The sequence below is a fragment of the Lacticaseibacillus salsurivasis genome (assembly GCF_036246225.1).
Lineage (GTDB): Bacteria > Bacillota > Bacilli > Lactobacillales > Lactobacillaceae > Lacticaseibacillus > Lacticaseibacillus salsurivasis.
Window position 1 is genome coordinate 50,627 of sequence record NZ_BTTP01000009.1, and the last position, 25,402, is coordinate 76,028.

Annotated in this window: 19 protein-coding genes; 7 read left to right on the forward strand and 12 right to left on the reverse strand. The window is 54.6% G+C overall.

Annotation, left to right across the window (positions count from 1 at the left end):
- Nucleotides 1–284 precede the first annotated feature (284 nt).
- Nucleotides 285–2,654, reverse strand: a complete 2,370-nt coding sequence (locus tag AAA927_RS07900; protein ID WP_338217268.1) for a phosphoketolase family protein — start codon at nucleotides 2,652–2,654, stop codon at nucleotides 285–287.
- A 261-nt stretch (nucleotides 2,655–2,915) separates the two neighbouring features.
- Here AAA927_RS07900 and AAA927_RS07905 point away from each other — a divergent pair, with 261 nt between their 5' ends.
- On the forward strand, nucleotides 2,916–4,400 hold the full coding sequence (locus tag AAA927_RS07905) for a glycoside hydrolase family 1 protein (protein WP_338217270.1): 1,485 nt from the start codon (nucleotides 2,916–2,918) through the stop codon (nucleotides 4,398–4,400).
- Between the two features lie 44 nt (nucleotides 4,401–4,444).
- On the opposite strand, the gene AAA927_RS07910 is transcribed toward AAA927_RS07905, so the two are convergent.
- The gene (locus tag AAA927_RS07910) at nucleotides 4,445–5,638 is read right to left on the reverse strand and encodes an acetate/propionate family kinase (RefSeq protein WP_338217272.1); all 1,194 of its coding nucleotides are present in this window, start codon (nucleotides 5,636–5,638) and stop codon (nucleotides 4,445–4,447) included.
- 39 nt (nucleotides 5,639–5,677) lie between these two features.
- Entirely contained in the window at nucleotides 5,678–7,015 is a 1,338-nt protein-coding gene (locus AAA927_RS07915; RefSeq protein WP_338217275.1) for a replication-associated recombination protein A, read from the reverse strand.
- A gap of 102 nt (nucleotides 7,016–7,117) precedes the next feature.
- On the opposite strand from AAA927_RS07915, the gene AAA927_RS07920 reads away from it, so the two are divergent.
- Together AAA927_RS07920 and AAA927_RS07925 are read left to right on the forward strand one after the other, a co-directional pair.
- Nucleotides 7,118–7,435: a hypothetical protein gene (locus AAA927_RS07920; RefSeq protein ID WP_125582807.1), complete on the forward strand. Its 318-nt coding sequence runs from the start codon at nucleotides 7,118–7,120 to the stop codon at nucleotides 7,433–7,435.
- Nucleotides 7,436–7,735: 300 nt separating this feature from the next.
- Nucleotides 7,736–8,305: a GNAT family N-acetyltransferase gene (locus AAA927_RS07925; protein ID WP_338217277.1), complete on the forward strand. Its 570-nt coding sequence runs from the start codon at nucleotides 7,736–7,738 to the stop codon at nucleotides 8,303–8,305.
- Between the two features lie 43 nt (nucleotides 8,306–8,348).
- Here AAA927_RS07925 and AAA927_RS07930 read toward each other — a convergent pair whose 3' ends face one another.
- The 6 genes from AAA927_RS07930 to AAA927_RS07955 all read right to left on the reverse strand — a co-directional run bounded on the left by AAA927_RS07930 (nucleotide 8,349) and on the right by AAA927_RS07955 (nucleotide 15,864).
- Nucleotides 8,349–9,557, reverse strand: a complete 1,209-nt coding sequence (locus tag AAA927_RS07930; RefSeq protein ID WP_338217279.1) for a hypothetical protein — start codon at nucleotides 9,555–9,557, stop codon at nucleotides 8,349–8,351.
- A complete protein-coding gene (locus AAA927_RS07935; protein WP_338217281.1) occupies nucleotides 9,550–10,242 on the reverse strand; it encodes an ABC transporter ATP-binding protein in 693 nt (230 codons plus the stop codon). The genes AAA927_RS07930 and AAA927_RS07935 overlap by 8 nt, the downstream gene beginning before the upstream one ends.
- Nucleotides 10,235–11,446 (reverse strand): hypothetical protein, encoded by a 1,212-nt coding sequence (locus AAA927_RS07940; protein WP_338217283.1) that lies wholly within the window; start codon nucleotides 11,444–11,446, stop codon nucleotides 10,235–10,237. Before AAA927_RS07940 ends, AAA927_RS07935 begins: the two co-directional genes overlap by 8 nt.
- Nucleotides 11,447–11,611: 165 nt before the next feature.
- On the reverse strand, nucleotides 11,612–13,069 hold the full coding sequence (locus tag AAA927_RS07945; protein ID WP_338217285.1) for an NCS2 family permease: 1,458 nt from the start codon (nucleotides 13,067–13,069) through the stop codon (nucleotides 11,612–11,614).
- A gap of 178 nt (nucleotides 13,070–13,247) precedes the next feature.
- Nucleotides 13,248–14,705 carry an NCS2 family permease gene (locus AAA927_RS07950; RefSeq protein ID WP_338217287.1) on the reverse strand — a complete coding sequence of 486 codons (1,458 nt, stop codon included), beginning with the start codon at nucleotides 14,703–14,705 and terminating at the stop codon, nucleotides 13,248–13,250.
- 157 nt (nucleotides 14,706–14,862) lie between these two features.
- A complete protein-coding gene (locus AAA927_RS07955) occupies nucleotides 14,863–15,864 on the reverse strand; it encodes a D-2-hydroxyacid dehydrogenase (protein ID WP_338217289.1) in 1,002 nt (333 codons plus the stop codon).
- A 185-nt stretch (nucleotides 15,865–16,049) separates the two neighbouring features.
- Between AAA927_RS07955 and AAA927_RS07960 the strand changes: the two genes are divergently transcribed.
- Nucleotides 16,050–17,108: a D-alanine--D-alanine ligase family protein gene (locus AAA927_RS07960; RefSeq protein WP_125583136.1), complete on the forward strand. Its 1,059-nt coding sequence runs from the start codon at nucleotides 16,050–16,052 to the stop codon at nucleotides 17,106–17,108.
- A 464-nt stretch (nucleotides 17,109–17,572) separates the two neighbouring features.
- Here AAA927_RS07960 and AAA927_RS07965 read toward each other — a convergent pair whose 3' ends face one another.
- From AAA927_RS07965 to AAA927_RS07975, 3 genes are read right to left on the reverse strand one after another with little or no spacing between them, the layout of a single operon-like run.
- Nucleotides 17,573–18,901 carry a PTS sugar transporter subunit IIC gene (locus tag AAA927_RS07965; RefSeq protein ID WP_338217292.1) on the reverse strand — a complete coding sequence of 443 codons (1,329 nt, stop codon included), beginning with the start codon at nucleotides 18,899–18,901 and terminating at the stop codon, nucleotides 17,573–17,575.
- Nucleotides 18,894–21,263 (reverse strand): glycoside hydrolase family 9 protein, encoded by a 2,370-nt coding sequence (locus AAA927_RS07970; protein WP_338217293.1) that lies wholly within the window; start codon nucleotides 21,261–21,263, stop codon nucleotides 18,894–18,896. The genes AAA927_RS07965 and AAA927_RS07970 overlap by 8 nt, the downstream gene beginning before the upstream one ends.
- Nucleotides 21,256–22,221 (reverse strand): ROK family protein, encoded by a 966-nt coding sequence (locus AAA927_RS07975; RefSeq protein WP_338217294.1) that lies wholly within the window; start codon nucleotides 22,219–22,221, stop codon nucleotides 21,256–21,258. The genes AAA927_RS07970 and AAA927_RS07975 overlap by 8 nt, the downstream gene beginning before the upstream one ends.
- A 189-nt stretch (nucleotides 22,222–22,410) precedes the next feature.
- Here AAA927_RS07975 and AAA927_RS07980 point away from each other — a divergent pair, with 189 nt between their 5' ends.
- Genes AAA927_RS07980 through AAA927_RS07990 form a run of 3 tightly spaced genes read left to right on the forward strand, consistent with a single transcriptional unit; the run spans nucleotide 22,411 to nucleotide 25,401 of the window.
- Nucleotides 22,411–23,484 (forward strand): LacI family DNA-binding transcriptional regulator, encoded by a 1,074-nt coding sequence (locus tag AAA927_RS07980; RefSeq protein ID WP_338217296.1) that lies wholly within the window; start codon nucleotides 22,411–22,413, stop codon nucleotides 23,482–23,484.
- A complete protein-coding gene (locus tag AAA927_RS07985) occupies nucleotides 23,481–24,311 on the forward strand; it encodes an HAD family hydrolase (RefSeq protein WP_338217298.1) in 831 nt (276 codons plus the stop codon). Before AAA927_RS07980 ends, AAA927_RS07985 begins: the two co-directional genes overlap by 4 nt.
- Nucleotides 24,304–25,401, forward strand: a complete 1,098-nt coding sequence (locus tag AAA927_RS07990) for an SIS domain-containing protein (protein WP_338217301.1) — start codon at nucleotides 24,304–24,306, stop codon at nucleotides 25,399–25,401. Before AAA927_RS07985 ends, AAA927_RS07990 begins: the two co-directional genes overlap by 8 nt.
- Nucleotide 25,402 lies beyond the last annotated feature (1 nt).

Here is a 25,402-nt window from a genome sequence, read left to right on the forward strand (position 1 = left end):
AAACTTTACAGGCTGCGGAGCAAGGCCGCTCTTAGCTCGACAGGTAGCCTAAGTCTGGGCATTGAAGCCCGTTTCTGGCTTCGAGGCCCAGACTTAGGCTACCTGCTCGGGCGTTGGCCTTGCGCAGCGCGACTAGAGGCTGCGGAGCAGGGCGCACTTAGCCCATCGCGTAGCTATGCGCACGGGCGATGCCCCGCGCAGCGCGACTAGGCTGCGGAAGGCGCCGGTCACACACCTTTTGAGGCCACCAAAAAAGCAGCGGCCAGCCGCTGCTTCGGTGTTGCTTATTTAACTGGCTTCCAAACCCAATCCAGTACTTCTGGCAGGTCCTCGCCGGTATCGCGAATATAGCTGTAGTGATGGGCCAAAGTGTCGTCCATCTTCTGCACGAAGGCGCCACTCTTTTCAGCGTAGCCTGGGACATGTTCCACAATATCCTTGGCCAGGTGGAAGCGGTCGAGCTCATTCAGCACCCGCATATCAAATGGCGTGGTAATCGCGCCTTCTTCGCGGAAACCGTGCACATGCAAGTTGCGGTTGTGCCGGTCAAAGAAGATATCGCGGATCAAATCTTCAAAGCCATGGAAGGCGAAGAAGACTGGCTTGTCGGTGGTGAAGTATTCATCGAATGCCTCATCAGACAACCCGCGCGGATCGTTCTTCTTGAGCTTCAGCAGATCCAAGACATTGATAAAGCGAATCTTGAGATCTGGGAAGTTGTCATGCAGCAGGTTAATCGCGGCTAAGCTTTCCAAGTTAGGCTCGGTCCCAGCGGCAGCAATCACCACATCAGGTTCGGCGTCGTCATCGGTGGAAGCCCAATCAATGCGCTTCAAGCCGTTTTTGGCCAGAACTTCTGCTTCCTCAATGGAGTAGAATTGCGGCCGCGGCTGCTTGGAGGTGATCAGCAGGTTGATGGTATTTTCACTGGTGAAGAGACTCGGCGAAATGGCCAGCAAGGAGTTGGCATCGGCGGGCAGATACTCGCGAATGTATTCGCCTTTCTTTTCCGCCAAATGCGTCAGCACACCTGGATCCATGTGGGTGTAGCCGTTGTGGTCTTGCTGGAAGGACGTTGACGTGGACACCACGTTCAAAGATGGATATGGGCGGTGCCAAGGCTGCTCATGTGCTTCCCGCAACCACTTGAAGTGCTGGGTCAGCATGGAATCTACCACCCGCAGGAAGGCTTCATACGAGGTGAAGACCCCGTGGCGGCCAGTCAAGGTGTAGCCTTCCAAGAACCCTTCAGCCTGGTGTTCAGACAGCTGGGAGTCAATGATGCGGCCAGAGTTGCTCATGTCTTCGTCCGAGCCATTGGTCGAAATGCGTTCTAACCACTGGCGGTTCGTTGCATCAAACAAGCCATACAGGCGGTTGGACATGGTTTCGTCCGGGCCAAAGACACGGAAATTATCTGGGTTAAGTTTGATCAAATCGCGCAGGTAATCGGACCAGATGATCATATCCTGCTTGACGTTCTTGCCGCGTTCGCTGTTATCAAGGGCATACTGATGGTAATCAGGCAGTACCAATGGCTTGGTGTGGTAGCCCATGTTGGTGATGGGGTTAGCCGCCATGCGCTTGTCGCCAGTTGGCGTCAGGGCCTTGAGTTCTGGCTTCAACACGCCGTTGTCATCAAAGACATCTTCTGGGTGGTACGACTTCAGCCAAGCCACCAGTTCGTCGGCGTGACTCATATCGTCGCGCTTTACTGGAATTGGAATCTGGTGGGCGCGGAAGGAGCCTTCAATCTTGTTGCCAGCCCATGCCTTCGGGCCCGTCCAGCCTTTTGGTGTGCGCACAATCAGCACTGGCCAGTTTGGCATGGTGGCATCGCCAGTTTCCCGAGCGTGCTTTTGGATGGCCTTGATCTTTTCGATGATGGTATCCAAAGTCTTCGCCATTTCTGGGTTCAGCTTTTCTGGATCGTCACCTTCAACGAAGTATGGGTCCCAGCCCATGCCTTCGTAGTATTTGCGCAAATCATCATCTGACTTGCGTGACAGAATGGTGGGGTTGGAAATCTTGAAGCCGTTCATGTGCACGATGGGCAGCACGGCCCCATCGGTAATCGGGTTGATGAAGGTGTTAGAGAACCAACTTGCAGCCAGCGGGCCAGTTTCGCTTTCGCCATCCCCAATGACCGTTGCGGCGATGACATCAGGATTATCCAAAATCGCACCAGTGGCGTGGCTTAAGGAATAACCGAGTTCGCCGCCTTCGTGGATCGAACCAGGAATCTGGGCATTCGCATGGGAAGCCGCCCCACCTGGAAAGCTGAAGCGCTTGAACAACAGCTTCATGCCAGTTTCATTTTCTGGCATTTCAGGGTAGGTTTCGCTGTAGGTGCCATCGAGGTACGCGTTGGAAATCATGACTTGACCGCCGTGACCTGGGCCTTCGATGTAGAACATGTTCAGATCATACTTGTTGATCAGCCGATTCAAATGGGTGTAGATGAAGTTTTGCCCGGCGATAGTGCCCCAGTGGCCGAGCGGGTTGAACTTCACGTCGCTGGATTCAAGCGGCCGCTTCAACAGCGGGTTATCCCGCAAGTAAAGCTGCCCCACAGAAATATAGTTCACCGCGTTCCAATAACGCGTCATTTTATCAAAATATGCCTTGGACGAGTAATCAACGGTTGCCGTCATGCTAGTCCCTCACTTTCTTAACTTGTGGCCTCAGTATACCACAGAAAACGGAAAGAATACTTATTTTCGCTTAAAATCACTTAAAAAGCCGTGAACTCGGTCACTCCTACAAGTTTAATTTTACCGCGGGCCAATCCACGAGCCGAACATTCTGCCTCATCTGGCAAAGAACTGCCGATTCCCCCTGACAGTTAGCGCCAGTTTTTGATACAATGAAAGCGGTTGAGAAATTTGTAGGAACAATTTAATTAGGAGGTCACAATGAGTTTTCCTAAAGGATTTTTATGGGGCGGCGCGACTGCTGCCAACCAGTATGAAGGCGGCTTTGACGAAGACGGCAAAGGCCTCACCGCAGTTGATGTGATGACCAATGGCTCCGCCACGACGCCGCGCCAGGTGACATGGACCCGCGCTGATGGCACCAACGGCCAATCGCCGATGGTGTGGGGCGCCGACTTCAAGGTGCCGGCTGATGCCACGCCGGCCATGGTGCCAGACGCTTACTACCCAAGCCACGGCGGCACCGATTTTTACCATCATTATCAAGAAGATATCGAATTGATGGCCAAGGCGGGCTTTACCACCTTCCGCTTCTCGATTGCCTGGAGCCGCATTTTCCCGACTGGCGAAGAAACCACACCGAACGAAGCGGGCCTCGCCTTCTACGAGAAAGTGATCGACTTGTGTGTGCAAAACCACATCGAGCCTTGCATCACGTTGCAGCATTATGACACCCCGCTAGCCTTAGTGCAAAAATACGGCGGCTGGCAGGACCGGCGGCTGGTGGACTTATTCGCGCATTACGCGGCGGTGGTCTTCAAGCGCTACGCCGGCAAGGTGCATTACTACACTACCTTCAATGAAATCAACGCCATGGATGAAGCGCCATACTTAGGCGGTGGCTTAACCGACCCGACCCCGCAAAATCGCGCGCAAGGTGCCCATAACCAGTTCTTGGCTTCCGCCAAAGCGGTTCGCGCCGCCCATGAATTGAATTCTGACATCCAGGTCGGCATGATGCTGGCCTACCAGCCGGTCTACGCCGAAACCTGCAACCCGGCTGATCAGCTCGCGGTGATGCAGAACATGGAACATGGCCTATTTTACGCCGACGTGCAGGCTGGCGGCGCGTACCCGAAAGCCCGCCTGATTCAATATGAAAAAGCCGGCATCCATTTGGACATCACGCCAGAAGATGCAGCCTTACTGCGCACTTACCCAGCTGACTTCCTGGGCTTCTCCTGCTACACCTCATCGGTCATTACTGCTGACCCGACGCGGGATGAAAACGCCCAAGGCAACCTTGGCGGCGGCACCGTTAAGAACCCATACCTGGAAACCAACGCCTGGGGCTGGGCGACCGACCCGATTGTGCTGCGGCTAGCGCTGAACACCTTGTGGCATCGGTATCACAAGCCGCTGTTCGTCGTCGAAAACGGTCTGGGCTGGGCGGATGAAGTCGCCGCGGATGGGCAGATTCATGATGACTACCGCATCAACTACCTGCGCTACGCTGTGCAGTCCATGAAGGACGCCATCAACGAAGACGGCGTCGAGATGATTGGCTACGCCCTCTGGAGTGCCATCGACCTGGTTTCCAACGGCACCGGCGAAATGAAGAAACGCTATGGTTTGGTTTACGTCGACCGCGACGACTGGGGCAATGGCTCCCTGAAGCGCACGCCGAAGGACTCTTACCACTGGTATCAAAAAGTCATCGCCACCAATGGCGACGACCTCGCTTAACCGTAACTAAAAGCCTGACTTCCCACGGGAAATCAGGCTTTTTCTTATGCTTTTGGCAACCGTTCGAACACATCGCGCACAATCATCAGTTCTTCATTGGTTGGAATGACCAAAGTTTTCACCGACGCCTCAGCCGTCGACAAATCAATTTCCTTGCCGCGCGCTTTGTTTTTGACCGCATCCACCGTGGCGCCTAAGTAGCCGAGGTGGCGCAAAATGCGGGCGCGCATGTCGCCACCGTTTTCGCCCACGCCGCCAGTGAAGACCAGGACGTCGACGCCGTTCATCAGCGCCGTGTAGCTACCGACATACTTCGCCACCCGGTTGGCGTAGATATCCAGCGCCAGCTTGGCTTGCGGGTCGGTGTCTTCAACGGCTTCTAGGTCCCGCTGATCTGGCGACAGCTCGGAAATCCCGAGTAAGCCGGATTCTTTATTGAGCAAGGTAATCATCTTATTGATGTCCGGTTCGTGCAGCTTCCCCATCAGGTACGCCACCAAGGACGGATCGATGTCGCCGCTGCGGGTGCCCATGGTGACGCCTGCTAGCGGTGTGAAGCCCATCGAGGTGTCCACTGACCGGCCGTGTTCCACCGCGGTGACACTGGAGCCTGAGCCCAGATGCATCACAATCATTTTGAGCTGATTCAGTGGCTGGTTCAGGAACTCAGCGGCGCGGGCAGACACATAGCGCACCGACGTCCCATGGGCCCCGTACTTGCGCGCACCGAAGCGCTGATAATAAGCGTACGGAATACTGTAGAGGTAGTTTTCCGCGGGCATGGTTTGGTGAAAGGCGGTATCAAACACCGCTACCTGGGTGGCCCAAGGCATCAAGCGCCGAAACACCGCGATGTATTCGGCTTCGACCGGATTATGTAGCGGCGCATAGTCACCGAGGTCCCGAATGCTGCGCAGCACTTCATCATCGATGACCACCGATTGATTGAAGCGTTCTCCGCCGGCGACCACCCGGTGACCGACGCCGGTGATTTCGTGCAAGTGTTCAACGAGGCCCAGCGCCTTAATCTGGGTCATCACATCAGCGACCGCTTCGTGAAAATTACGAATCGAATGACCCGAGCGGTAGACGTGGCTCCCGTATTTGATCTTCACCGTGGATTCGGCCTGACCAAGCCGATCGATCAAGCCATCGGCTAATTGCCGCTCCGAAGGCATGTCAAAGAGCTTCCATTTCAATGTCGAACTGCCTGCGTTGACCGCTAATACTTTTGCCATCGTCCTCACTCCTTGAATTGCGCACGTTATCATTGTACACTATTTATCTTGATCTTGGGCGTCGTGCTGGTGGTGCCAAGCCTTAATCTGCTCCAGCCGGGCTTTGACCTTAGCTTCGCTGCCTTGGTCAGTAGGATGGTAGTAATGCTGGTTAATTAAATTATCCGGCATTGTCTGCATCGTGGTCAACTTATCCGGGTTTTCATGAGCATATTGGTAATCTTTACCATAACCCAAATCCTTCATCAGCCCGGTTACACCATTGCGAATCTGGAGTGGCACCGGCTCGGCCAGGGTCTCGGTGGCATCTTTTTTCGCAGCTTCATACGCGGTGTACAAGGCATTCGACTTCGGCGCTAAGCTCAGATACACCACTGCATGGGTCAAATGCACCGAGCATTCAGGCATGCCGATGAACTGGCAAGCCTGAAACACGCTGGTGGTGATCTCCAGTGCCCGACTGTCGGCCATGCCGATATCTTCCGAGGCAAACCGCACCAGCCGCCGGGCAATGTACAGCGGGTCTTCGCCGGCTTCCAGCATCCGCGCCAGCCAGTACACCGCCGCATCGACATCGGAGTTGCGCATCGACTTGTGCAGCGCGGAAATCAGGTTATAATGTTCCTCGCCGTTCTTGTCGTAAAGCAGGGCCTTTTTGGTCAGCAGCTGACTGACGGCACTTTGATCCACCACGATCGACTCGTCCGCGCCGCCCATGGCATTGGTCACCGCCATTTCCATGGTGTTCAAGGCAATCCGAGCATCCCCGTTAGCGAACTCGGCAATTTGACCGATCAGCTCATCCGCGATTTGCACATGCTGCAAGCCGTAGCCTCGCGGATCGGTCAACGCACGGTTCAGCAACGCGGTCAAATCCGCTGTCGTCAAGGGCTTCATCACAAACACCCGGGTGCGCGACAGCAGCGCGGCGTTGACTTCAAAGGACGGATTTTCCGTGGTGGCACCGATCAGGGTGATACTGCCGCGCTCCACATACGGCAAAAAAGCATCCTGCTGCGCCTTGTTGAACCGGTGAATTTCGTCGACGAAGACAATGGTTTTCTGGCCTAAGGCGCGATTTTGCTCCGCTTCGGCCATCACCTTTTTGATTTCACTAATTCCAGAAGTCACCGCGGAAAACGTGACAAATTCCGCCTTAGTTTGCCGGGCAATAATCTGGGCCAGCGTCGTCTTACCCACACCAGGCGGGCCCCAGAAAATCAGCGACGGCACTTCGTCATTTTCTATCAGCTTCGTCAGCACCCGATCCGGCCCGATCAAATGCTGCTGGCCGACAAATTCCGCCAAGGTCTGCGGCCGCATGCGGCTGGCCAACGGCTGAAATTGCGCAGCTTCGTTTTCGAATAAAGAGGCCATTTTGCCACCTTCCTTTACACTCAATAGTACCATGCACGAGGGCGGCCGCAGAATATGCTACACTAGGAATACCAAAAACTCTGAAAAGAAGAGGCGACCATCATGGCAGCTGCAAGTCAATTCCCTCGAGGCGAATTCACCGCCTTTTCTACCGCCAAAATGACCTATTTCATGTTGATGCGCGAAGACACCACCCGCGCCGACATCGAGGCCTTCTTCGGCGCGGATGCCCGCTACGTCGCATTGACCCCCATGCCCAGCGTCGAAATCCACATTCCCAAAGCCGAAGCCCAAACCGCCGTTCCTGGCAATCTTATTGCCAAGTTCGTCAACGGCAAATACAAAGTCATGACCGCCGATTACTACGATCACAACTTCAACGCCCCGATTACCGATAAGGATAATGAAGGGATATTTTAAACAACCAGGCTACGAAGGGCGGCGGGCTTAGATCGACGAGTAGCCTAGCTCTGAGTCTTGCCGGCGCTTTTGGCCGGTGAGGCTCAGAGCGTAGCTAATCGCTCGAGCGTTGCCGTCCTGAGTGCAACTACAGGCTGCAACAGACTTACCTTCCCACTCTAGTTGCGCTGCGCTGGGCAACGCCCGAGCAGCTAGCTACAGTCTGGGCCTCGAAGCCAAGCCCAGGTTTCAATGCCCAGACTTAGGCTACCTGTCGGGCTAAGTGCGCCCAGCTCCACAGCCTTACCTTTGGAGGTTCCCATGCCAAATTTCGAAAAGTACCATCCCCTGCTGTCCGTTCATTACGAACTGGACTGGCTGACTAATTTCAAACTCAAAACCGTGGCCGCTTTGCGTGCCGATGAAACACAGGCTTGGATTTCTGGCCGCACCCGTGATACCAGCATTCCGGAAACGGCCCGCTACGTGAACCAAGCAATGCGGCTGGTGATGGGCAACAAGGCCCTGCTTTACGGCATCGGTGATCGCAAAACCCATGACTTTTTGGGTAGTATCTGCCTGTGGCAATTCGACGCTGGCATGACCAAGGGACAAATGCGCTTTGAGCAACTGCCAAGCACCCCGCCAGCGGTAATGACCGAGATTATCCCCCGGGTGGCCGGGTTTGCCTTTTTTGAACTTGGACTCAGCGAACTTTATGCGATTATCCCGGAAACCGCGACTGCTTCACTCGATCTGCTGAAAAAGTTCGGTTTTACCGCTACCCCGGCCAACCACAGCCGGACCTTACCGGATGGGCAAAAGGTGCCACTGCTGCGCTTAACCTTGCAGCGCCAGCAAGTAGAAACCGACCCGACGTTCCACTTTTAAGCCACAGCAAAGGCCCGCGAACAATTTCGCGGGCCTTTTGCGTTCACGCTTTAGTTTTAACTGTGACTGGGGCCTGCAACTTAAGCCAACAGAGTCCTAACAGAACGATGCTCCAACCAATCAACACTGCAATCCCGCCCCGTAAGTCAAACAACGACCAGCTCGCTTGATGCAACAGCACCGGGCTGGGCTGTAAGTACGCACTCGGCAAAAACCGAGCCAGTGGGCGCACCAAGCCGGCGGTTAAGAAAGCGGCATTTGTTGCCAGAATGATGGCCCCACCGATGGCTAAGGTCGCGCCGGTGCTGCGGGTGACCAAATCCACCAAGGCAGTTAGGGCGGCGAGCACGACCGCGCCAAGCAGAAACAAGCCGCTCCATTGCAGGCCATACTGCCCGATGGTAATCGTCGCTGCCGTATTGCTGGCAGGGGCGTAAACCAACGGATAGGCCCAGCTACCCCAGCCATCATGCCAGCCAATCAGCAGGAAAACACTACCGACTGCCGCCGCCAGCGTCAGCAAACCCAGCAGCCCGGCTGCCGCCACTCGCGCAAGCAGCAAGGAAAACTGGCCATGGGGCAGGTTCTGCCGCAACGCTTCGGTATGCTGGCGCCGATCCAGCGCAAAACCTTCCGCCAGCAGCACGACCAACACGGCCAGGAGCAGTAGAACCGTCCGTCCGGAGCGCATTTCCGCCGTCAGGTAACTTGCCGCAGGGAGCCGGGGGGCGTTGAAGTACTGCTGGTGCCGATGCTGTTTGAGCAGGGTTTCATATAGCAGTACCGTTTCCTTGCGACCGAGCACCGAGGCATCAAAGGACTCGCCTTCAATTTTGAATAGCACCAGCTGATCGCCACGCCCGGCCTCGGTTTCTTTGAGTTGATAGCGCGCCAGCTTCAACACCGCGCGATTCAGCGGATCTGGATTCGTCACCGCCATCCCGGCAGTACCTTGCTCGGCCGAAGCCGCCAGCCGCACGTCATCAATCATCGCCTTTTGTTTGGTCTTATTCGCCAGCAGCGCCGCATCAGCTTGGCTCGGCGTTTTGGCTTTGCGGAGCTGAGTGATCTCGTGATCCAGTTGCGTCATCGTTTGCGAGAAATTGTTGAACTGTTGCACCGCCCCGATATCACCGTCATTAATGTAATAGAAAAAACTGATGAGCAGCACCAGCATGAAGGCTAGGTAGCCCACAATGGTGGTGCTGGTGCGGGCGAGGCGTTTGAAATCGAGCGCGAATTGACTAAGCATGCGCTTCCTCCCCCAAGAAAATGCGGCCGTATTCCGCCATCATGTCCTGCCCGGTGTTGGCCTCCGCCAAAATCGTTTGGTCCTTAAGAAAGAACACGTCATCAGACACCCGCGCCACGCTATCCATCTGATGCGATGACACTAACAGCGTTTTGCCGGCTGCTTTTTGTTCGGCAAAAATCCGTTCGAATTGACGAATGCTAGTGGGGTCAAGGCCGTTCAGTGGTTCATCAATCAGCATCAACTGGGCATCCGCCACCAAATACATCGCCAGCAAAGCATGTTGCTTCATCCCCAGCGACAAATCGCGAATGCGTTTCTTATAGTAGCCGGTCATGCCGAGACTCTCGATGGTGGTTGGCAAGTCGACGCTGGAGTGCCACATTTTCCGCACATACTTCAGATGATCAATCACGGTTAAATCCGCGTAGAGCTGGTTGGAATTCTCCAGAAAGAACAACTGCCCCAAGTACGCCTTGCGCTTTTGGTACAGGTCAATGCCGTTCAGCGTCATCACCTGCGGACCACTCGGCAACAGACCACACAAGCAGCGGAGCAGCGTGGTTTTGCCTGTCCCATTCGGTGCCACCAGCCCGGTGATCGAGCCATCTAGTAACGTGAAACTTAAATCATTCAAAATCACTTGGTGCCCAAAAGCAAAATTCAAATGCTGCACCTTAAGCATGCGCCCTGCCCCCTTGCGTGCGTGAGCGGCGATGATCCTGCAACCAAATGGCCCCTGCGGCCAGCCCCCAGGCCAACACGCCAAACCCCAAGAACAACAACAGCCATTGCCACGGCCTTTGATCAACAAACGTCACCTGCCGCGTCAACATATCCGGCAACAAGGTGTACTTCGCCGGCACAAAATCTTGCCAGGTCAGTGGCACCAGATTAAGCAAACCTAGTTGCCGGGCAAACGTGACCACTGCCAAGGCAAAACACAGCGCCACCGGCTGCCGCAAGCCCATACTCAACAGATAAGCCAACCCGGCGAGGAAAAAGGCCCAGACATTCAGTGCCAGCCACTCCAACCCCAAAAACTGCCACAAGGCCATGGCGAAAATTTCGCCATGCCAGTTGTAGATATAGGGCACCAGTAGCGAGCCAAAGTTCTGGTCAGGCCACAACGCAAAGAAGGTCATCGCTAGAATGACGGCCCCCACCACAGCAAGGTTGAACCACGCCAGCAGCGGCACGAATTTAGCCAACGCCAGTTTCAAATCACTTTCTGGAATCGTGCGCACAAACTGCGCCGTGCCATTGCTGGCTTCCTTGGTGTAAGTCAGGCCAAGCATCAGGACTAACACCGCCAGCAGGACCAAGAAAAAGGTCGATTTTTCCAACTGCGCCGTGATGGCTTGCCCAGCGCCGCTTTGCAATCCCAGCACCGGCAGTCGGTTCACCTTGTGCGCCACCAGGTATTCATAAGGCGCTCGCAACGCTGCCGCCGAATGTAAAGAAAGATTCGCCTGACCTTCAAGCACCAGCATCGCCATGTCCCCGTCATACCAGCGGAGTCCATCGGTCACACCTTCACTCAGCGCCTTGATAATCTGCCGGTCAACAGTCAAGTAGTCACCACGCCGATAAGCCTTGACCATCACCTGATAGTGCCGGCCTTGACGCCGCGTGTCCGCTAAGTTATAAGGTTTCACGGCTTTAGTCGCAGTTGGTGAGTAAGTCTGCGCGCCTTCTTCAATCCAATGCTGCACCATGCGCTTTTCCGAAGTCACCGTCACCGGCCAATAATTATATTTTTGGTAGTCCACCGGCACTGGCTGCCAGTGAATCGCCGGCACAATCAACACCAAAAAGCCCAGCAGCAAGCCCACTAACCCCAGCTGCCACGGCGGGCGTTTCCATTCAAATGCCACCGCATTTTTCATCGCTTATTCTCCAAACAATAAGACTTTTTCTCATTATACGCCCAGATTATTAATAATGCTCTCATAATAATAAAGCGTTTTACATTTTTCATTCGGCTGACTTGGTATCCCCTTTTTGCGACTTAACCGCGCATTCAAAAAGGCCTGGCCGCAGCCAGACCTTCCTTACATCAACGCCATGAACACAAAATCCAAAATGAAGCCGGCAGTGACCACCCACAGCACCGGATGGACTGTTTTCGCCTTGCCGGTAATGAGTTTGATCAAACAGTAGAAAATGAAGCCAGCCGCGATGCCGTATGAGATGTTGTACACCAGCGCCATCACGATCGATGCCATGAACGCCGGCACGGCTTCGCTTAAATCGTTCCAATCGATTTCCTTGAAGCTGGCCATCATCATCACCCCGACCATGATCAATGCCGGCGCCACCGCTTCCGTTGGCACCACCGCAATCAGCGGCGAAAGCAATGAACTCAGGGCAAAACACGCCGCGGTGGTCACCGCCGTCAGTCCAGTGCGCCCGCCAGCGCCAATCCCCGCCGCGCTTTCGACGAACACCGTCACATTCGAGGTGCCAAAAATCGAGCCCACGCCGGTGGCAATGGCATCGGCGAATAACGCCTTATCCATTTTGGAGGAGAAGCCTTTGCCGTGGTTCATGTTCTTCATATCTTCATCGGTAAAAATCCCGGTGCGGCGGCCGGTGCCGATAAAGGTGCCCAGCGTATCAAAGATGTCGGAGAAGCTGAAGGCAAAAATCGTCATCACCGACAGCAAAATGTGATGCGAATCACTGAACAAGCTCCCGAACCCTTGCGCAGAAAACGCGGCGCCAAAGGTCGTGCCGAGCTGGCTGATAGCATGCCCCAGCGAATTCGCCGCCGACAGATGCAGGTTCGTGACACCAAACGGAATGCCAATCACCGTGGTGGCCACAATGCCAATCAGCACCGCCCCTGGCACCTTTTTAACCACCAACACTGCCATCAGCAGCAGCCCAATCAAGGCCACAATGGCGCCAGGCTGAGTGAAGTTCACCAGCGCCGGCACGACACCACCACCAGCTACGACGCTATGAACGCCGCCAGCAAAATGTGTTTTAGCGGCGTTAAAAGCCGCGCCGTTCACGCTCAACAAGCTCCCCGCGTCAGCAGTGAACTGCAAGAACCCAGCGTTTTTCAGGCCGATATAGGCCACGAAGATCCCAATCCCGCCGCCAATGGCATGTTGCAGCACCGTCGGAATCGCCCCGATGATGAGCTTCCGAACCCGGGTCACAGTGATCAAAATATTAATACAGCCACATAAGAACACCAGCGCTAAGGCTTCCTGCCAGGAAAAGCCCAGCGCCGCCACCACAGTGTATGTAAAGAACGCATTTAGTCCCAAACCTGGCGCCAACGCGTATGGGACATTGGCGAAGAGCCCCATAATCAAGGTCCCGGTGGCGCTGGCAATGATGGTGGCTAAGAACACCGCCTGGCTGGGCATCCCCGTCAAGGCCAGGCTCGATGGCGCCACGAACAAAATGTAGGACATGGCGAAGAAAGTCGTCAGACCCGCAATGACCTCGGTGTGCCAGTTGGTGTGATTCTCCCGCAGCTTAAATTGGTTCTCCATGAGCGCTCCTTCATCAAAAAAGTTTTAATGAAAATAAGCTTACGGGTCTCACCGGCAAAAATCAAGCCTAAAAACGGTCAATATTATTCCTGCAATATTTATTGTTCGGGTTTAGCCACAATCACAGCACAAAAATAGCCTTACCCCAGCGGGCAAGGCTAAGACATTCGGGTTTAACTCACAGCACGGCGAGCACGATAAAGTTCAAAATGAAGCCGATGCTGACAATGGCTAAGATCGGATGAATTTCCCGAATTTTACCTTCGATGATTTTAACCAAGCAATAGAAGATGAACCCGGCGGCAATCCCATAAGAGATGTTGTAAACCAGCCCCATCACCACGGAAGCCATGAATGCCGGCACTGCTTCGGCCAGGTCGCTCCAATTGATTTCCTTGAAGCTGGACATCATCATCACCCCAACCAAGATCAAGGCCGGCGCCACAGCTTGCGTTGGCACGACGCTGATGAGCGGGGCGAAAATGGCGGAAACAATGAAGCACGCGGCAGTGACCACGGCGGTCAAGCCCGTCCGCCCACCGGCGCCAATCCCAGCGGCACTTTCAACATACGTGGTGGTGTTACTGGTCCCGAAGATGGAACCGATGGAAGTGGCAATGGAGTCGGCGAACAGCGCTTTATCCATTTTCGAGGAGAAGCCGTGGCCGGTTTCCATTTCCTTGATGTCTTGGTCCGAGAAAATCCCGCTACGGCGCCCGGTGCCGATGAAGGTGCCCAGCGTGTCGAAGGTATCTGAGAAGCTAAAGGCGAAAATCGTCATGATGGTCATCAAAATTTGACTGCCACTGGAGAACAAGGTCCCCATCCCTTTGCTCCCAAAGGCGGCGCCAAACGTGGTGCCGAGCTGAGCAATCGAGTTGCCCAGGCTATTGGAGGCATGGAAGGACAAATCGGTGACGCCCATGGGAATGCCGATTAACGTGGTCAACACAATCCCAATCAACACGGCGCCAGGGACTTTTTTGATGACCAACGCGGCCATGATGACCAAACCAATCAACGCCAGCAGCGCCCCGCTTTGGGTGAAATTGACCAGCGCTGGCACAATGCCGCCGCCGGAAACGACGCTGGTGACGCCGCCTTTGAAACTGGTGGTAGCCGCGTTATAAGCCGCGCCGTTGATGCTCAAAATACTGGAGGAATCAGAAGTAAACTGCAAGAAGCCGGCGTTTTTCAAGCCGATGTAAGCGACGAAGACGCCAATCCCACCGCCGATGGCATGTTGCATCATTTCGGGAATGGCCATAATGATCATTTTCCGAATTTTGGTGACGGTGATCAAAATATTGATGATCCCACAAATGAACACCAAAGCCAGCGCCTGCTGCCAGGAATAACCCAGCGCAAAGACCACAGTGTAGGTGAAGAAAGCATTCAGCCCCATCCCCGGCGCCAAGGCGTAGGGGACGTTGGCGAATAAGCCCATCACCAAGGTCCCCACGGCACTAGCGACGATGGTGGCAATGAAAACCGCCTGATAAGGCATGCCGGTTTGCGACAACAATTGCGGATTAACGAAAAGAATATACGACATGGCGAAGAAGGTGGTTAACCCCGCCATCACCTCAGTTGATACTTTGGTGTGGTTCTCACGTAATTTGAAAAAGTTTTCCATGTTTTCCTCCCGGAATCGATGATGTCTTTATCATAGCGGAGAAGCGCCCAGCCGGCAAGAGAAAAGTCGACTATTTTTGAATTTACCGGTTTTAATGTTCGTGTTTAAATTAGGCAAAAAGAAACCGGCGAGCAGTCGCGACTGCCAGCCGGTGCGATTACGCTTTGCGTTCGTGTGGGCCCACCTCATCAGGGGCTTGGCCAGTCCGAACGAAACTCACGAGATTTTCCAAGGAAAATTCCACCATATTACGCACAGCGGTTTCGGTGTGGTACGCGATATGTGGGGTCAGGATAACGTTCGGCATTTGGCGGAGCTCCTCCCATTGCGGATCGGTAAAGCGGCCCGTTTTTTGCGCGGTCAAAATCGCGGCGGTTTCGTTCTCATAGGTATCGATCCCCGCCCCACCTAAGTGGCCGCTTTGCAGTGCAGCAATCATCGCCGTGGTGTCGATCAGGTTGCCGCGGGCAGTATTGATCAGCACTGCGCCTGGCTTCATCGCCGCTAGCGTCGCCGCATCCAGCATGTGGTCGTTCTCGGCAATGCCAGGTACATGCAGGTCCACCACATCCGCGCGGTGCAGCAATTCCTCCAGGCCGACATACTCGCAAGGCAAGGTCGATTGCGGGTGCGGATCAAACGCCAGCACCTTGGCGCCGAAGCCATGGAATAATTTCATCGCCGCCTGGCCGATGCGCCCAGCGCCGACAATGCCGACGGTTAGCTGACCGAGCTCTTTACCGATGTACTGGCCCGCGCCATTGAAATCCCCAGTGGCTAAGGTGCGCTCCACCTCGCCGAGCCGCCGCAGCAAGTTCAGCGTTAGGGTGAGTGAAAATTCGGCGATGGCACTCGGTGAATAGGCCGGCACATTGGCAATGCGCACGCCAGCGCGTTTCGCCGCTGGAAAATCGATGTTATCCGTGCCGACGTTGCGGATAGTGAGGTAATGGATGCCATAAGCCGCCATTTTTTCAAATACCGCCGGCGAATATGGGGTCGTTTGCAAACAGTTGATGCCGTCAAAACCCTTAGCCCATTCCACACTGTGGGCATCGAGCAATTCTTCATGCACACTCAGCTGGTGCCCGGTTTTGGCCGCCCACTGGTCAAAGTACGCAATCTCGTCAACGCGCGCGCCGTACACGATAATTTTCACGGAAAAATCCTCCCAGATTTGATACTTCCAGTATACTTGGCGCGGCCGCTCCTTGCCTAGCGCCTGCCGCGTGCCCTCATGAAACTTTCATTTTAAATTTTATTGAAACCGCTAACATTTTCGCCCCACCTGAGGTTCGATATGCTACACTTAAGGTTCTAAAACTATCGGGAGGTTTTTAACCTATGAAAATTGTCGTATTGGCCGGTGGCCGGAGCACCGAACGTAACGTGTCGATCTCCAGCGGCTACCGCCTCACGAACGCGCTACGTGACAAAGGCCACCAAGCGACGTTTATCGACCTGTTTCTCGGCTACGACCTGAATGGTCAGCCGGCTGCTTCCGTGTTCGAAGACGCCAACACATCCAAAGACCTCAACATTTCGGATGCGATTTTGACGGATGCAGACATCAACGCGTTGCGCCCCGGCGATGACACAACGCTGTTTGGCCCGAACGTCCTCGACATTTGCAAAGCGGCAGATATTGTCTTCCTCGGCCTGCATGGCGGCGATGGGGAAAACGGTAAAGTCCAAGCGGTGCTCGACCTCAACAACATCAAGTACACCGGCAGCGGCTCAACCGCTTCTGGCATCACGATGAACAAGGTCTACAGCAAAGAAATCATGCTCTATCACAGCATCAAAACCGCGGCCTTCGTGGAAATCACCCGCGATCAAGGCGCCAAAGGCCACAAACTGCCTTTCGCCTATCCGGTGGTTTTGAAGCCAACCTCTGGCGGCTCTTCCGTCGGCACTCACATCGTGCACAATGACGCCGAACTGGAAAGCGGCCTCACCGACGTCTTCCGCTTCGACAACAGTGCCATCATCGAAGAATTCATCGAAGGCCGCGAATTCTCCTTGGGCGTCGTGAATGGCCACGCCTTCCCGGCCATCGAGATCAAAGTGCACGACGGTTGGTACGACTTTGAACACAAATTCCAGCCCGGCCACACCGACTTCATCACCCCACCGGATGACTTGGACCCGGCCGTTCATGAAGAAATGAAACGCGTCGCCGTGCAAACCATGCGCGTCCTCGGCATGCAAAACTACGGCCGCGTTGACTTCTTCGCCAACGACTTTGGCGTCTGGGTCATCGAAGCCAACAACTTACCAGGCATGACCCCGCTCTCCTTGCTCCCGCAAGAAGCCGAAGCAGAAGGCGTCGCTTATCCTGACCTGGTTGAAAGCATCGTCACCGGAAAACTGAAGATCTACGAAGACGGCATGAACAACTAACCCTGCCTGACCCAAAAGCGCCATCACGAAATCAATCGTGATGGCGCTTTTGATTCGGTCGACCACGCTCAAAAGTGAGTACTGACGTCTACTGTGCCTGACCTTAACTGGAGATCAATCAAGTTTCATCTGATACGACTACCCCAGGGCTGGGCCGCTGGAGCAGGTGGGGCTCAGGGGTGAAATTGTTCTTAGCCACTTGTTGGCTTAGAACAAGCCGCGACTTGAAGACTCGCGCAGCGAGGCTCCAAGCGCTGGCCACCCCGTTCCAGCCCCCGCCTGTGGAAGCGGCCCGGCCCGACAGTATAACCCGTTGCTTTTATTTGACACTTAAAGCAAAACTTGAGATACTACTTCCGGTGCCAAACCACGGTCCGGGAACTCGGTCGGCGCGAGAGCGTTCTGAAGGCTGACGCACCGGACCACAAAAGCCGCGATGAGAATCGCGGCTTTTTTTGTTGGCTCTATTTAGCAGTATCGTCAGCCGGCACCTCTTCTTGGGCCTTCAACGCATACTGATGATTTGAAGCAAAGACAAATGGCATGTAAATCAAAGTATCCACCGCAATGATCACAACCTGCATGATTGCCGCCCGGATATCACCACCAGTGGCCAGATAGCCAGAAATAATTGGTGGGGTGACCCAAGGAATGAGAATGTAGGTCGCATTGATCAAATGAAGCGCCGTGCAGACATAAGCAATGATGGTTGAAACCAGTGGCGCAATGCAGAATGGAATCGCATAGGTCAAATTGAAGACCACTGGGAGCCCAAACATAATCGGTTCACTGATGTTGAAGATGTTTGGCACACCCCCGATTTTGAGGATGGCCCGTTCATCAGGCCGCTTGGAGAAAATCAGCAAAGCGATGACCAAAGCAATCATGGTGCCGCCGCCACCCATGTAAACATAGGCATCCAAGAATGGCTGAGTCACAATGTTTGGCGCTGCTTGGCCGGCGTGAATGGCATCAATGTTCTGCTGCAAAGAAGCCAGCAGCACTGGGCCGGCAATTGAGCCGAACACATCGGCGCCGTGAATCCCGATGGTGAAGACAAAGGTCGAAAGCAGCACATAGAACAAAATCCCTGGTAAAGACTGGAACCCGGTGACTAGTGGCGCCTGCAAAATCTTGATAATAATGGCGGAAACCGTCAGCCCAGTGGTGGTGTTCAAAATCCCTTCAATCGCGGCGAAGAAGCCCACCGTGATCATGCCTGGGAACAAAGCAGAGAAAGAGTTCCCGACCGCTGGTGGCACGGAGTCTGGCATGTGAATTTTCAGCTTATCGGATTTTTGTAGCCGCATCATGATCAACGTGGCAAAAATCCCGGTGAGCAGAGATACCATCATCCCACTAGCAGAAGAATAATCTTGGGTCAAAACTGAGGAAGCTTGCACCGTTTTGCCGGCATTGCTGATGACGGGCACGCTGTTGGGCACCAGTGAAACATAGCTAGCTAAAGCGATGACCCCTTCGGTGACACCATCTTTGCTGCCCATGGACTTAGCCAGGCGGCAGGCAATCAAGAAGGTAATAATCAGGGCTAAAATCCCGAAGGTCCCGTTATAGGCTTGAATCCCGATATTGGTAATAATTTCGTGACCTGGCATATTGCGCAACAGGCCCGTGGTTGGTTCCAGTAAAACATTATTGATCAACAGGAAAAACGCGGCGGTGATGGTAATCGGAATCGTGTCCGCAAACGCATCACGAATCGCGAGAATGAATTTGTTTGTGCCGACCTTCCCTGAGGCCTGAGCAATCCACTCAACAAATTTATTATTCATGACAATCCTCCATTTCAATGAGTGCACGCAGGACCGCCAGCCATTTTGTCGCCGTCACGATCCAGACTTCTTTGTAGGTCGCATTGTTGAACTGCGGCCAGTATGGGACATCCTCGTTCTCTTTGGTTTCTACACCCACCGGCATTTCGCCGATGATCTCGCCTGACGAGTTCGAGTATTGACTTTGGTAATGATGACCTTCGCCATAGAGCAACGATTGATCAAAGGGATTATTTCCCACAATCCAGCGCAGTTGCCCGTCAGCCAGCGCGGCGAGCTTTGGATCAGCCAACACCTGACCCATCAACGCGGCTGATTCGGCAGTGGCTAAAATCACACCGTTATTGCCGCGAAACGAGTACCACACTGGGAAACGTTTAACGAATAAGTGCGGGGCGATTTGAATGCCGCCCGCCAGCTGCGTTTGATAATCGCGGTAAGCTTCATCGCCAATCAGCAGGTGCTGCTTATCAAAGCTGGCTTTATCCGCGACTTCATCGTCAAAGTACACGCCACTGGCAATCATCGGATAAGGCGCGGTGAATTGCTGCAGGTAAAGCAGGTAATCGCCATAAGCGCGGGCCCGCTTTTGCCATTCCGTCTGAGCGGCTGGGGTAATCGGCAGCGCCAAGGCGGCTTGGAAGGCCTCGCCAAACAGTGATTCGCGAGCCTGGTGGTTAAAGTGCTGGAACACGCGATGCTGCTCGTCGCGGTAAAACATGCCGGAAAGCTTGCGGCCATCGGTCAAGGTCAACCCAACGCTTTCTTGGCACGCAAGCATGGACGTCATCGCTTCCCGGGCCCGGTTCAGGTAGGATTGCTGCTTCGTCAGCTGGTACAGCGCAGCGGCCGCTTTCACCACGGTAGCGTTGTAGGTGGCTGGTGAGGTGTTCAAGGTGTGTTCCCAGAAAATTGGTTCCGTCGCATAAGGGTGCTTGGCGAATTCGGTTTCGGCAAACCCGAAGTTCCGGCGGGCCACTGCCGTTAACCGCTGCCGCTCAGCCAGGTCAGGGGTAAGCCGGGCAATTCTGGCGACAATGCCACTTAATAGGTAATTGTCATAGGCGCTGCTGTGCACCCGCGCTTTGGCATCATCCATGGTGCCGCGACGGTTATCGGTCCAACGGGAAACCCCTGCGCTGGTGGCATGATAGCCATCACCGAAGTCGGTTTTGAGGACAAAATCTAGGCCCCATTCGCCTTCGGCCTGCAGCCGGGTGGCTAAGGCCGCGTTAGTGTTGCGCAGCGTCTTGGCCATCGCAAACAGTGCTTCGGCAGCTTCGGCGGTGTGCACGGTTTGCTGCGACAAGTCGCCGGCATCGTGCCAGCCGCCGTTGAAACTGATTTCTTCGCCATTATGGGTGGCGATCACATCATCATGGCAGTGGCTGTGAATGCCCGGCACCGGATAGCCGCAGCGTTCGGCGAAAATGAAGTTCAGAACTTTCGGAATGGTGCTGCCATACCGCTGCTGTAAAGACCCAATCGGAAAGACTGGCGTTTGCTGATCAGCCCACTGTAAGCGGTACTGACCTGCCGCTTTTAAGGCGGAAAAGTCGAGCAACGTGTAGGTGCCAGTGGTCGTGGTGGTCACTTGCGGCTTGCCGGCAAAGACCACCGTGCCTTCAGCATCAACGACTTCAAATTGAGCCAAGGTTTGCTGGCCTGGCAGCACCGCGATTTTGCTGGCGTCAGCCGCGTAGCCATCATGCGAATAGCTGATGGTTTGCGGCTGCCAGCCATGCGTCACGGCCTGGTTAGCGGTTTGCTGCAGCTCGATGTGTTCAACCGTCACCTTGTACTCACCAGGCAAATCGGCATAAGAGCCGTTGATGTCATAGCTAAAGCTGATGGCAGTCATGGCATCACGCGGCAAGTCGGCGATATCAAGCAAGTAAGTATGGGTGGCCTGATTGCTCAGGTTGATGACGTGGTGACCTTCGCGATCATACTGATCAGGAATTTTGATGGTCCCGTCATTTTTGAAGTGAACAATCAGATTAGGATTAATGATGTTGGTGCAGGCCGTAGTGATGGTAAAGGCGATTTGGTTGTAGGCCTGCCAATCCTCACGGTCGAGCTGCAAGGTTGCTTGGGTTTCCCCATAGCCGACATAATCACCATCCGCCGGATCCCCTGGCGCCCAGGTCGCATAACGCGTGGGGGCGGTCAAGGTAAAACCAGTTTGGCTGGCTTCAGGCATCGCACCGCGCTTTTCATGCGTCCAGGCATGCTGGCCGGCTTCAAGCACCCGCCGCGCGGTAATGTCCCCGACTGCCGGCTGAATATCAGCAATTTGCATCGGATCGATGGTCAAAGGGCGGTAGGTGGTGACGGCTTGTTCTAGCTGTTTATCATCCATGCTGCTCACTCCCCTCCAAACGTTCAAAGCCATACAGACCGCAGCCTTGCAAGGCGACGGAATTCGGCTCCAAGGCGGTGTTTTTAACGCCTTCGCGGACAAATCGCATTGTCAGCGGCTTCAGCAGCGGCTGCAAGTGAGCCACCAGCCAGCCGCCGGTAGTCACGCCGCCACCCAAGCGAATCGCCTCGGGGTTCAAAGCCCGGGTCAAATTCATGATGAGATTGGCCAGCCCTAGCAGCGCCTGGTCCACCACCCGCTTGGCCAGCGGATCGCCAGCGTCATAGGCGGCAAACAGCGTCTCGGTGCCGATGCGTTGGCCTGGCGTGATTTGCAGCTGAGTTTTCCCCATATACTGGGGATAAAGTTCATGGGTGCGGTCAGACATGCCTAAGCCCGAAACCAGGGGCTCCACGCAGCCATACCGACCGCACACGCATTGCACGGTGCTGGTTTGATCCACCACCATGTGGCCGAACTCACCGGCGTCATAGTCTGGCCCGTTGACCAACTGGCCATTCAAGACAATCCGCCCGGCGATCCCAGTGCCAATCGCCAAATAGATAAAGTTTTTGGTAACGGTACCAATTCCGAGCAAATTTTCAGCGATGGTCCCGACCATGACATCATTACCAATGAAGCATGGCAGGTGGAACCGGTCTTGGACTTGTTGACTCAAGGCGATCGGATGCGGATCGGCGGGATCGATTTCTTCCCACACCCCAGTGGCGCTATTCACCCGGCCTACCACATCCAAGGCAATGGCCTGAATGTGGCTGGTGTCATGGTGCTTGAAGTAGTGTTCGATTTGTTTCAAAAGTAATTGCGTCGCTGCGGCTTGGCTGCTGACATCTGATGCCACCTTCTCGCGCGTTAGAACATGGCCAGTGTGATCAACCTCACCGAGGAGCACCTTGGTACCGCCAAGATCGACGGCCAAAATTGTTTGTTTCTGCATAAGCTAACTTCCCAACTTAGTAACGTTACCAATTCATCAAACAATGGACTGAAGCGCTATCATTTGACAACTGCATTGTATCACGGCCAGAAACGCTGTCAATATAAATTTGGTAAGGTTACCAAAAATACTTGTCAGCGCTCTCGCCCTGCTTTACACTGAATTCAGACATGCAAAGAGGTGAACGCAATGAAGAAAAATATCACCATTAAAGAAATCGCCAAGCAAGCCGGCACTTCCGTTTCGACGGTCTCGCGGGTGCTGAACAACAACCCCTCGGTGTCGCCGGCTAAGCGCGCCAAGATTCAGGCTGTCATCAATCAGAATCATTTTCAGCCCAGTATGCTGGCGCGCGGCATGGTGTCGCACAAAACCAACACCTTGGCCGTGGTGGTTTCCGATATCAATAACCCTTACTTTACGGATTTGATTTCCCAAATCGAACAAAACGCCCGTCCGGCTGGCTACACGCTGCTGTTGATCAACACCATGACTGCCGGCACCGGTCAAGATGCCAGCGACGTCCAAGTCGAAATCGAGGCCTTCAAGCGTATCACGGAAGCCAAAGTCGATGGCGTCCTGATTCTCGGGGGCGAAATCGACAAGGAAGTCGTTGCCGACCGGTACATCAGTGCCTTGAACACGTTGAACAGCAAAGCGCCGGTGGTGGTCATTGGCCAAAAAGTCGCCGGCTGTGATGCTTTATTTGTCGAACGCGACCAAAAGCGCAGTGTGACCTTGATCACCCAACACCTGCTGGCGTTAGGCCACCGCCAAATCGGCTTTGTCGGCGGCGAACCCGGCGTGCGCATCACCTCACAGCGCCTGGCGGCTTTTAAAGCCACCATGCAAACCTACTCTGAAATCGATGAGAGTTTGATTGTGCTGAACAACTACTATCCGCAATCAGGCTACGATGCCATGGCGCAAATTCTAGCGACCCACAAGCAACTGCCGGAAGCCTTGGTGGCCATCAACGACCGCGTGGCGGAAGGCATTTTTCGGTGTCTCGCTGATCACGGTTTGCAGGCACCGCAAGATATCGCCGTGGGGAGCTGTGATAATTTTCCTTATGGTGACTTTCTCATTCCGCGCATCACCACGGTGGACCAGCACAACGAGGTGCTCGGCCGCATCGCGCTCCATTATCTGTTTCAATTAATCGATCACAAGCAGCTTGAACAAACCGAAACCACGCACCTGCCTGAACTTATCATTCGCGAGTCCTGTGGCGCCAAGCTGCCCAAAGAAGGTAAACAATGACTCCCAAGCAACTCGTTTTCATGGATATCGATGGCACGCTGGTCGATGAGCAGCAGCACATTTCTGCTTTCACCAAGCAGACCATCCGACAATTTAGTGAGCAAGCCCGGTTTTACGTCGCCACCGGCCGCATGTACGCCTCCGCCAAAATCATTGCTGACGAAATCGGCGCCGGCATTGTCGCGTCCAACGGCAGTATTTTTGACGCCGGCACCCGGCAGGTCAAGACGCTAGGTACCGCCGCCCTGAAGCAAATCATCACCGTGCTGCAGCAGCATCCCTTGAACGCCTTTTTCTTCACGGATCACCAGGTGTTCTACACCGGTGCTTTGCCCAGTTATTTCCAGCACAGCGACCATAATCGCATCGCCAGTCCGAACCCCCACGACTACATCAAAGTCCCGAGCTTGCCAGCCTTGCTTGACCACAGCGCCGAAATCATCAACGGCATTATCATCGCTGAAGATCAAGTAGCTGAGCTCAACGCTATCAATCAGCAGCTCGCAGCCATGCCGGCGGCGTTTGTCGTGTCGTCCTCGCAGCCCAATAATATCGAACTGATTCCGCAGCATTCCGGCAAAGCCAGCGCGATCAAAGCGATTCAGACTGCCACTGGGATTGACCGCCACCACACCTTTGTCTTCGGTGATGGTGATAACGATGTCGATATGTTTGGGGTCGCCGATTACGCGGTGGCGATGGGCAACGCCACCCCTGCGGTGCAGGTGCGGGCCCAGTATGTCACTGGCACCAATGAACAAGACGGGATTGCGCATTTTTTGCTGGCACATCTGCCCGCCGAGAAAGGAAGCATCAATCATGGCTAATCCAACCATGCTGACTTACATTCACCAAGAACAAGCAACCATGCTCAAGATCCTCGCGGCTTATCCCAAGGCCGCTGATCTTGCCTTGCAAAATTTGCCCGCGGGCGCTGACAGCTGGCTGATGCTGGGCATCGGCTCTAGTTACAACGCGGCATTAAGCGCCAAGCATTACATGGAAAAAATCGCCGGCTTGCGCATTGTGCTTGAGCAGCCTTACAACTACACCCACTATGAGCAAATCGACCCCCACCTCAAAGTCGTGCTGGGCATTTCGCAAAGTGGTCAAAGCACCTCGACCATTGAGGCCATCAACCGCTTCAAGGACCGGCCGGTATTGACCATCGGCGTCACCAGCGCCCCAACCAAAGAACTCGGTCAAGCCACGGCCAACACGCTGGATATTGGCATCGGCCATGAGCGCGTCGGCTATGTCACCCTTGGCTTCACCGCCACGGTGTTGAACTTGATGCTGCTGGGGCTGCGAGCCGGCGTCAAGCGGGGCGTGGTCACGGCTACCCAGGAGCAAGCCGAACTGGCTGAGCTCACGACCATGGCCAACACGATTGACACGATTGTGGCAGCCACCAGCGCCTTTTTCCAGCAGCACGAAGCCGACTTCAAAGCGGCTTATCAGTTTACTGGCATCGCCTATGGACCGAGCGTGGGTAGCATTAAGGAAATGGAAACCAAGTTCTCTGAAACGGTGCGCATCCCCAGTGATGGTCAGGAACTGGAAGCCTTCATGCACGGGCCGTATCTGGAAATCAACGGGGAGCACCGCCTGATTTTTGTCGAAACGCCGGCGGATGCCGAAACCCTCAGCAAGGCCCAGGCCCTGCGCGCTTACGAAAGCACCTACACCAAGCATGTCTTCGGCATCAGCTATCTGGCCAACGCGCAACCAGCCGCGAACACCTTAACACTGCCGGCGGTGGCGGATGAAATGAAGATTCCTTTTGTCGGCGGCATTCCCTTCCAAGTCCTCGCCTGGCTCAGCACCAAGGCCCGTGGCATCGACTTGGCGCACCAAATCTTCACGGACTTTTCTGACAAAGTGGGCAGCAAAACCGTGCTGCAACAATATGTTTAGG